This is a genomic window from Streptomyces sp. NPDC007084 (assembly GCF_040703595.1).
Classification (GTDB): domain Bacteria; phylum Actinomycetota; class Actinomycetes; order Streptomycetales; family Streptomycetaceae; genus Streptomyces.
In genome coordinates, this window is record NZ_JBEYFY010000005.1 from 33,831 (window position 1) to 42,658 (window position 8,828).

At 73.8% G+C, this 8,828-nt stretch carries 10 protein-coding genes; 2 read left to right on the forward strand and 8 right to left on the reverse strand.

What is annotated here, in order from left to right; translation table 11 throughout:
• Positions 1 to 31: 31 nt before the first annotated feature.
• From AB0912_RS06630 to AB0912_RS06645, 4 genes are all read right to left on the reverse strand, one after another.
• Positions 32 to 544 carry a hypothetical protein gene (locus AB0912_RS06630; RefSeq protein ID WP_366696854.1) on the reverse strand — a complete coding sequence of 171 codons (513 nt, stop codon included), beginning with the start codon at positions 542 to 544 and terminating at the stop codon, positions 32 to 34.
• A gap of 104 nt (positions 545 to 648) precedes the next feature.
• Positions 649 to 852: a cold-shock protein gene (locus tag AB0912_RS06635; RefSeq protein WP_037622929.1), complete on the reverse strand. Its 204-nt coding sequence runs from the start codon at positions 850 to 852 to the stop codon at positions 649 to 651.
• Positions 853 to 1,115: 263 nt separating this feature from the next.
• Positions 1,116 to 1,802 (reverse strand): M24 family metallopeptidase, encoded by a 687-nt coding sequence (locus tag AB0912_RS06640; RefSeq protein WP_366696855.1) that lies wholly within the window; start codon positions 1,800 to 1,802, stop codon positions 1,116 to 1,118.
• A gap of 46 nt (positions 1,803 to 1,848) precedes the next feature.
• The gene (locus AB0912_RS06645; RefSeq protein WP_366696856.1) at positions 1,849 to 3,900 is read right to left on the reverse strand and encodes a BTAD domain-containing putative transcriptional regulator; all 2,052 of its coding nucleotides are present in this window, start codon (positions 3,898 to 3,900) and stop codon (positions 1,849 to 1,851) included.
• Between the two features lie 265 nt (positions 3,901 to 4,165).
• On the opposite strand from AB0912_RS06645, the gene AB0912_RS06650 reads away from it, so the two are divergent.
• Positions 4,166 to 5,047 (forward strand): alpha/beta hydrolase, encoded by an 882-nt coding sequence (locus AB0912_RS06650; protein WP_366696857.1) that lies wholly within the window; start codon positions 4,166 to 4,168, stop codon positions 5,045 to 5,047.
• Positions 5,048 to 5,247: 200 nt separating this feature from the next.
• Here AB0912_RS06650 and AB0912_RS06655 read toward each other — a convergent pair whose 3' ends face one another.
• On the reverse strand, positions 5,248 to 5,751 hold the full coding sequence (locus AB0912_RS06655) for an NUDIX domain-containing protein (RefSeq protein WP_366696858.1): 504 nt from the start codon (positions 5,749 to 5,751) through the stop codon (positions 5,248 to 5,250).
• Between the two features lie 195 nt (positions 5,752 to 5,946).
• Between AB0912_RS06655 and AB0912_RS06660 the strand changes: the two genes are divergently transcribed.
• Positions 5,947 to 6,525: a hypothetical protein gene (locus tag AB0912_RS06660; protein WP_366696859.1), complete on the forward strand. Its 579-nt coding sequence runs from the start codon at positions 5,947 to 5,949 to the stop codon at positions 6,523 to 6,525.
• Between the two features lie 154 nt (positions 6,526 to 6,679).
• On the opposite strand, the gene AB0912_RS06665 is transcribed toward AB0912_RS06660, so the two are convergent.
• From AB0912_RS06665 to AB0912_RS06675, 3 genes are read right to left on the reverse strand one after another with little or no spacing between them, the layout of a single operon-like run.
• Positions 6,680 to 6,907 (reverse strand): hypothetical protein, encoded by a 228-nt coding sequence (locus AB0912_RS06665; protein ID WP_366696860.1) that lies wholly within the window; start codon positions 6,905 to 6,907, stop codon positions 6,680 to 6,682.
• Positions 6,904 to 8,478, reverse strand: coding sequence for an amidohydrolase (locus AB0912_RS06670; RefSeq protein WP_366696861.1), 1,575 nt, complete (start codon positions 8,476 to 8,478; stop codon positions 6,904 to 6,906). Before AB0912_RS06670 ends, AB0912_RS06665 begins: the two co-directional genes overlap by 4 nt.
• Before the next feature lie 7 nt (positions 8,479 to 8,485).
• Positions 8,486 to 8,701 carry an MbtH family protein gene (locus AB0912_RS06675; protein ID WP_366696862.1) on the reverse strand — a complete coding sequence of 72 codons (216 nt, stop codon included), beginning with the start codon at positions 8,699 to 8,701 and terminating at the stop codon, positions 8,486 to 8,488.
• Between the last annotated feature and the right edge of the window lie 127 nt (positions 8,702 to 8,828).

The following is an 8,828-nucleotide window of genomic DNA, read 5'->3' on the forward strand; positions in this document are numbered from 1 at the left end:
GTCCGGGGCGGCGCGGTGGGGTGGTGCGGGTCTACGTCGTGGAAGTACGGGTGTCGGCGGGGCGGCCGAGGTGGTGCCGGAGCCGGTCGCAGACCTGCTCGACGGCGGTGGGATCGGGCAGTTCGCCGGTCTTGCCCATGGCCAGTTGCAGGGCGGGGCCGAAGGTGTCGTGACGGTCCATGTCCGCGCGGGTGACCGGCTGGACGACGAAGTGGATGTGGCCCGGGACTCCGCCCGCGTGCGACCACAGGCAGACGTACACCTGTTCCGGGTCCATGACCGTGGTGACAGCGGCGCTGACCCGGCGCAGCAGGGGCCCCAGTTCGGCGGACTCCTCCGCCGTCAGCCCGGCGACGTGCAGGACGTGCCGTGCCGGCTTGACGACGAGCGTTCCCAGGCCGAACGGGCCCACGCAGTGCTCGACCGCCCACGTGTCCGTACGCAGGACGGTCCCGCCGGGCAGGGGGGCGTCGCCCGTCATCAGATCGCAGGCCAGACAGCCGCCCACCGGGCCCGACTCCTCGCCCACCACTGGTCCGTCCACTCTCCGCGCCGATCCGTCGTGCTGGTCCGTGCCGGGTTGCCGGCCGGGCACGGTGTCTCGGGCGTGAACGCTCCATGAGACACCGTGCCGGTGTCATGCCGGGATCAGGCGGGGGTGATGTTCTCCGCCTGGGGGCCCTTCTGGCCCTGCGTGATGTCGAACGTCACGGCCTGGCCCTCCTGGAGCTCACGGAAGCCGGTGGCGTTGATGTTGGAGTAGTGGGCGAAGACGTCGGGGCCGCCCCCGTCCTGCGCGATGAAACCGAAGCCCTTTTCGGCGTTGAACCACTTGACGGTTCCGCTGGCCATGCCAATGCCTCTCAATTCAATGACGGATCCGCACCACGCGGACCCGGAGGTGGTCGTCCTGGTCCTCGGGCACTGCACAGCAAAACGCCCGCACCAAAGCGCGGGCGAGGACTGCGAACCACGACATCTGCCGGAGACGTTACACGCAGACTCCACCCCTCACCAGAGAGCAAGGACCCTCAGGTGGAACAGTGTTGCCCGCGGTTACGGACATTTCGGCGTGAGCCACGCCCTGGGGCCGGCCGAGGGGGTGCGCCCTGGGGTCAGAGGTCCAGGAGTTGTTCGTAGAAGCCGCCGAAGCCGTGGTCCGGGTCGACCAGGTGGATCTCCAGGATCCAGTGGAGGAGACGTCCCGCCCGGTCGGTGCGGCGCAGCGGCTTGTCGTTGGCGGGGACGATGTGGGAGTCGACGTCCTGCCAGTCGTTGTGTTCGGGCGGGAAGGCGCCGACCAGGTGGCCCGCGTGCCAGCCGCCCAGCGTCCAGCCCGCGTCCGCGGCCAGCCGTTCGACCTCGGCGTAGAGCTGTTCTCCGGTGATGTCCGGGTCGGTCTCGAAGGCGCGGCGGCCCGCCGCGAAGACGGTCGCGAGGTCGTCGCGCAGACGGTGCTTGACGGGGTCGTCGCCGAGGACGAAGGTCCGCCCGAAGTCGGCCTCGAACTCCTCGAAGATCGGCCCGAAGTCGGCGAAGACGATGTCGTCGGCGCCGATCACGAGGTCCGGCGGGTTCTCCCGGTAGGGCAGCAGGGTGTTCGGCCCGGACCGCACGATGCGCTTGTGCCAGTAGTGGGTGGTGCCGAACATCTCGTTGGCCAGGTCGCGGATCCGGTCGCTCACCGCGCGCTCGCCCTGGCCGGCGGCGACCAGGTGCCGTGCCTCGATCTCCGCGAACAGGGCGGCCGCCTTGGCCTGGGCGTCGAGCAGTCGCGCGGCGCGCGTCGGTTCGTCCGTCACGCCGTCCACGGTAGGAGGTCGGGTTCGGGCGCGGCAACCGGAATGATCACGCTGGTGCGTCGAGGTCCCGTAGCGCGGAGTCCGCCGCGCGCAGGTGCCGTTCGACCGGGCCGAAGGAGATCAGCCCGCTGCCCGCGCCGGCGAACTCCGTGGCCGCACGGGCGAGTTCGTCGCGGGAGCGGCGCAGGACCGGCGCGTGTCCGACGGCGGCGGACGCGCGGGCGAGCAGGCACCACAAAGCCTCCTGGAGCAGGTCGTGCGGCGGCCGGGGGACGGCGGACAGCGCCCGGCGGGCCTGCTCGGTCCGGCCCGCGCCCGCCAGGAGCAGGGGCCGCAGCCACGGTTCGTAGGGGCCGGGGTCGAGGTGGTCGAAGCTTCCCGGAGCGGGGAGTTCGCCGCCGCGCATGACGGGGACGAGGGCGACCAGCGTGGGTGCGCCGGCGGCGAGGCCGGGCATGCCGCAGTCGGCGGTCGAGGCGAGCGCACGGGCGTAGTGCGGCCGGGCGGCTTCCCAGCCGTCGGTCTCACAGGTGCGCAGGGAGCGGTGCCAGGCGGTGAACACCCGTGCCAGCGGCCGTTCATGACGGTCCGCCAGGCGGTCGACCAACTCTGCCTCGTGATCGGCCGCCGGCAGGTCGCCCAGGGCGCCGAGCGCCTGTAGCCGGACGAGGCGTCCGAGGATCTCGTGGCCGGGAAGTCCGTGTGCGGCGGCGAGTTCGGTGAGTTCGGTGCCGAGCGCGGCGCGCCGGGTGGCGAGACCGCAGTGGCCGAAGGACTGCATGAAGGCGCCGTTCAGGGCGAACGCCAGGAGGGCCGGGTCGCCGAGGGCGCGGGCCAGTTCGACCGCCTCGCCGGCGGCCCGTTCGGCGCGGGTCCGCCAGGGTTCGGCCGCGGGCTCGGCCGCGGGCTCGGCGCCGGCGAGCGGGAGCGGCCCGTCGGCGGCGGCGTCGCCGCGCGACTCGACGGCCACGACGGACAGCAGGCGCGCCCGCGCGCCGGGTGCCGCGCCGGTGCCGAGTGCCGCGGCGCTGCGGGCGGCGGCGCGGACCAGTTCCGCCGCGCCGGCCGGGTCGTCCGCGCGCGTCCACACGGCCGGGACGTCGTAGGAGCCGATGACGCGGGCGGCCAGCTCCGCGTCGCCGGTGGCGCCGGCCGCCGCGACGACGGCTCCCCGGTGCTCGCGGGCCTCCTCCAGACCGTCCGCGCCGGTCACCGCCAGCTCGCGCAGCAGGCCGGCGGTGGCGTGCAGCCGCGCCCGCGACCGGGCCGGGACGGACCGCTCCCACGCGGCGGCCGTCCTGCCCCACACCCCGTCCGCGGCGCCCGACTCCTCGGCGGTCCCGGCGCCTGCCGTGCCCTTCAGGATGCGCTCCTCGACCCGGGCGAGCGCCGGGCCGGGGTCCATCCCCAGGTCGTCGGCGAGGGTCTGCCGGGCGCGGCGCAGCACCGCCAGCGCGTCGCCGCGCCGTCCGGAGCGGTCGAGGGCGGTGGCCAGCAGGGCCCAGCCGTCCTCGCGCCAGGGGTGGGCCGTGACGTGGGACTCCAGATCGGGCACGGCCTCGCGGGCGGCCCCGGTGGCGATCAGCGCGTCGGCCCGGCCCTCCACCGCCCGCAGGCGCAGGGACTCCAGGCGGGCGCGTTCCGGTGCGGCCCAGCGGGCCTGGGGGAAGTCGGCGAGCGCCGGCCCCCGCCACAGGCCGAGCGCCTCGTTCCAGAGCGCGACGGCCCGGTGCGGGGCGGCGGCCCCCGCCCGGTCGGCCGTCTCCTCGAACCGCCCGGCGTCCACGGCGTCCCGGTTCACGCGCAGCAGATAGCCGGGGCCCTGGGTGACCAGCAGGGAGGGCGGCCGGCGGGTGGGGCGGCCGGGTTCCAGGGCGCGGCGGAGCGCGGCGACGAAGGTGCGGACGGCTCCGACGGCGCCGACGGGAGGTTCGTCCTCCCAGAGGTCGGCGACGAGCCGGTCGACCGGAACGACCCGGTTGCGGACCACGAGGAGTCTGGCCAGCACCTCGCGGTGGCGCGGCGCGCCGACCGGCATCGGGGCGCCCTGGTCGTCCCAGGCGGCCACCGGCCCCAGCAGTCCGAACTGCACACCCACCCGAACGGCCCTTCCGCGAGCCCCCGGCTCGGACGCCGGGCCACTCACTCATCGATCGCTGATCCGGCACCCGCAGGGTGGACGGCGTCCGGGAGATCCCGGACCGGCCCGACCCCGGCGGACCCGTCCCCGCCGACGGCCGACGGCCGGCCCATGTGCCCATGTGCCCGCGTGTCGGCGTGTCCGCGTGGCCGCGTGTCCGCGCGCGGTTGCCTGGTCGTCCGGTCCCGGGCCTCCAACCCTGCCACGAGTACCAGGAGCTGTTGTGACACCCCTGAGCATCCCCGGATTCGAGCGACACCGCGTGCGGGTCGACGACGGCGTCACCCTGCACGCCGCCGTCGGCGGCTCCGGTTCGCCCGTCGTGCTGCTGCACGGCTTTCCGCAGACCCACCTGATGTGGCGGCACGTCGCCGCCGACTTCGCCGCCGACCACACGGTCATCTGCCCCGACCTTCGGGGGTACGGCGCCAGCGACAAGCCCGCCGAGACCGGTCCCCAGGTGTACGCCAAACGCACCATGGCCCGGGACGTCGTCCGCCTCGCGGCGGAACTCGGACACGAGCGTTTCGATCTGGTCGGCCACGACCGCGGCGCCCTCGTCGCCTTCCGGGCCGCCCTCGACCATCCCCGGGCGGTGGCCCGCGCCGCCTTCCTCGACGTGCTGCCGACCCTCGACATGTGGGACGCCCTGCACGGTGTGTCGGCCGCGGTCGGCTTCCACCTCTATCTGATGGCGCAGGCGCCCGGCCTGCCCGAGCGGATGATCGAGGCGGTGCCCGACGTGTTCTTCGGGCACTTCCTCGACGTGTGGACCGAGAACCCCGGCGCCCTCCCCGCCGATGTGCGCCGGCACTATCTCGACGCGTGCGCCGGGGCGGTGCCGTCGATCGTCGCCGACTACCGCGCCTCCGCCGGGATCGACGTCGACCACGACAGCGCCGACCGGGCCGCCGGGAACGGCCTGGCCATGCCGGTGACCGTGCTCCAGCAGGACTGGGGCGCGGCGCTGGGCTACCAGGCCGAGAAGCTGTGGAGCGCCTGGGCCCCGGACCTGCGGCATCGCACGGTGGCGTGCGGGCACTTCATGGCGGAGGAGGACCCGGAGCTGATCAGCGCCGAGATCCGCGCGCTCGGGAACCGCTGACCGGGCTCGGGCCTGGCGCAGGTCGGGGACGGTGCCCGGTTCGGGGGTCACCGAGTGGGGTCGCGGGTCGCCGGCCCGGGTTCGGAGGTGATCGCCCGGGTTCCGAGGTGATCGCCCGGGCTCGGGAGTGGCCGGCCGGGGTTCTACGGACGCCGGGCCGGACGCCGCGGTCGCCGCTCGGGTTCCGCGCCGCTGCGTGGTCAGGCGGCGCCCGGGCGGTGGTCCGTGGGCACGTGACCCAGGTCGACGGGTGCCGTGGGCGGGCCGTCGCGCCGTACGGCTGCCGGCAGGTCCGCCAGCCGCGGGGGCCACACCGTCTCGGTGGTCGCCGACAGTTCGTCCGGCGGCCACCATCTGGCCCGGGGAATCCCGTCCGGGGCCCGCGACCAGCCGACTTCGCCGGTCAGGTCCCGGCGCGGCCCGCGGGTGAGGAAGATGTGCTCGCGCTGCCGTACGGGAACGCCGATCCGGGTGAAGTCGTGTTCCCACAGGCACAACAGCGTGCCGTCGAGCGGGATGTCGTCCCACCCGGTCTCCTCGCGCAGTTCGCGCCGCGCAGCCTGGAGAGGTGTCTCACCGGGGTCCAGTCCGCCGCCGGGCAGCGCCCAGTGCGCGCCGGTTCCCTCTTCGTGGTACTGGAACATGAAGACGGCGCCGGTGGGGTCCAGCACCACAACTCTGGCCGCCTGCCGGGGAGTCCGCATCGCCTCAGCGTGCCCGAACGGGACAAGAATGTCGATCTGTCGATCCAAGGGGTCGGCCGATACGTCGATACACGGATCGGTCAGTACGTCGAGCGCGAAGCGGTCGGTACGTCGAACGCGAAGCGGTCAGTTCCCGGGCGGACGACCCGCCACCATCCGCTGTACACTTAGGTGAGGCTAACCTAATATTTCGGTGTGGATGAAGCGATCGACACCGACGCCCGGCTGGCCGCCTGGGCCGATGACGTCCTGACGCACCTCGACGCGCAGGCCCGGCTCGACCAGGAACTCCTCGTGGCGCTCGGGCGCGAACCGAACCTCCGCGAGGAGACGTTGACCCGGATGGCGGAAGCGGTGCGCGCCGCCACTCTCGGCATGGACGCGGCCGGCTGCGCGGCGGCGGCCGGGATCACCGAACGCCTCCTGCACAACTGGCAGTTCCTGGAGCCCTCGTTCGCCGCCGCCCTCTCCGCGGCCACCACCCTGAACCGGTCGCACGGACACGCCGACGAGAAGCCGCTCCCGCTGACCCCGGTCGAACTGCGCACACTGCTCACCGTCATCCGTGCGGGCGCGGCGGTCGGCGCCGCGGCGGCGCTCGTCGGCGTGTCGCGCCGTCGCCTCGACGAGGCGCGCCGGCGGCGTCCCGAGGTGAACGCGCTCGTCCTCGCGGCCCGCCGCGCCCGGACTCCGAAGTCGGCCCGCCGGAACGGGACGTCGTACGGGCACGGGTACCGTCTCCTCCAGGTGGACGGAGACCCGCTGACCGGGTGACCGTCACGACGCCCCCCGGACCGGATGACCGCCACGGCGGCCCCGCACCCAAGCAGCCGGCCAGGAACCCTCCCCCGTCGCCTTCCCGCACAACCCGTGTGAAGTCCCTTACGAAGGGCGCGTGTTCGCGGGGTGACCCGAAGCCGCGCCCGCGTCACGAGCAGGGGCGCCCCGGATAGTCGAAGCTCTCCGGCACACCCGCGGCCCGCATTCTGCCGAGGATTTCCGGCAGCTCGGCCTCGTCCTCGATCCACAGGGGGCCGTTGAGGTCCCGGTCGAAGAGGATCGTCTCCGTCGCGGTGTGCCAGATCACCCACCTGAGCGGGTCGGGTGGCCTCCCCGGCTCCGCTTGCCGGTCGGTGTCGTGGGCCTGTGCGGTCATGGTGTCGCCTCCTCGGTGTCCAGGCCGGCGACGTAGGTCGCGACCACGTCGATGGCGCCGATGCGCGAGACGTCGACCGCTCGCGGATCGTCCGCGAGCACGGCCAGGTCGGCCCACTTGCCCGGGGTCAGGCTGCCGAGGCTGTCCTCCCAGTGGCAGGCGTGGGCCCCGGCGACGGTGTACGCGCGCAGCGCCTCGTCCACGGTGATGCCCTCGTCCGGGCCGATCGTGCGCCCCGAGCCGGAGGCCCGCTCGACCATGAACTGGACGGCGCGCAAAGGCGATCCGTCGGTGACGGGCCGGTCCGAGCTGCCGACCAGGGTGACGCCGTGCTCCAGGAAGCCCCTCCCCCGGTAGAGCCAGGGCGCCCGCTCCTCCCCCATGATCGCGGCGTAGTCGTCGCCGAAGGACCGCAGGAAGTTCGGCTGCACCACGGCGATCACCCCGAGCCGCGCGAACCGCTCCAGTTGGTCGGGGCGGATGAGGCCCGCGTGTTCGATGCGGTGCCGGGCGTCCGGGCGCGGGCGTGAACGCTGGGCGTGTTCGAGCGCGTCGAGAGCGACGTCGGCCGCCCGGTCGCCGATGGCGTGGACGGCGAGCTGCCATCCCGCCAGGTGCCCGTCGACGATGGCAGCGGCGAGCAGTTCGGGATCGTCCTGCAACTGGCCCGCGTGGTCGAGGCCTTCGTAGGGGCTGCTCAGGGCGGCGGTGCGGGCCATCATGCCGCCGTCGGTGTAGATCTTGAGCGCTCCCACGGACAGCCACGCGTCTCCGAACCCGGTGCGCAGGCCGAGGTCGAGGGCGCGCGGGATGCCGTCAAAGGGATGGGCGGCGACTTCGTGCAGTCGGTCGGCGGCCACCATGAGCTGCACCCGCAGCGGCAAAACGCCCTTGTCGCGGGCGAGTTGATAGGCGCCCAGCTCGACCGGGCTGTGTCCGAACAGCGCACCCGCGATGCCCGCCTCGGCGACGGCGGTCACGCCCTCGGCGAGGCACTGGCGGGCCGCCCGTCCGATGGCGCCCGCGAGTTCCTCCTGCGCGTGGGGCAGCCGCAGCGCCCGGGCGGCGCCCATCGCCCCCTCGGCGAGGAAGCCGTCCTCGTGCGCGATGCCCGCGGGCAGCAGGTCGAGGACGGCGGTGCTGACCACGCAGCCGTGTCCCGAGTCGTGCATCAGGAACACCTTGCGGCCCGCGCCGGCCTTGTCCAGTTCCACGGCGGTCAGATGGCGGCCGAGGACCCGTTGGTCGTATCCCGCGAGGTGCACCCAGCCGTCGTCGGGGACCTGCGCGGCGGCTCCGGCGACAGTGGTGAGCACCTCCTCCACGGTGGCGCACGACGCGATGCTCGGTGTGCCCGACTTGAGTCCGGTCCAGGCGAGATGGACATGGCTGTCGATGAACCCGGGGAGCACAGTGGCCCCTTGGAGGTCGACCACCCGGCGTGCGGGCAGCGCGGTCACCTCCTCGTCCAGGCCCACGATCCGGCCCCGCCAGATGCCGAGATCGTGGGCGACCGGACGGGCCGGGTCCATGGTGACGAACCGCGCGTTCGTCAGTCGCGTACAGAGCATCGCCGGGTCAGCCGGTCCGCCGCATGCTCTCCACGAGGCTCTTGGGGCGCATGTCCGTCCAGTTGGTCTCGATGTGGTCCAGGCACTCCTGGCGCGGGCCGGGGCCGTGCGCGACCGTCCAGCCGGCCGGGACGTCGACGAAGTCCGGCCACAGGCTGTACTGGCCCTCGTCGTTGACGAGCACGCGGTAGAGGCCCTCGGGGTTCTCGAACGGGTTGGTCATCAGGTGTTCCTCACGGTCTCTCGGGTCGGGTGCCGGTGCGGATCTCGGGTCGCTCGGGTCGGGTCGGTTGAAGTCGGGGTCCGGGTCGGGGTTCGGGGCGGGTCGTGGGGGTCGAGGGTCGGTCGGG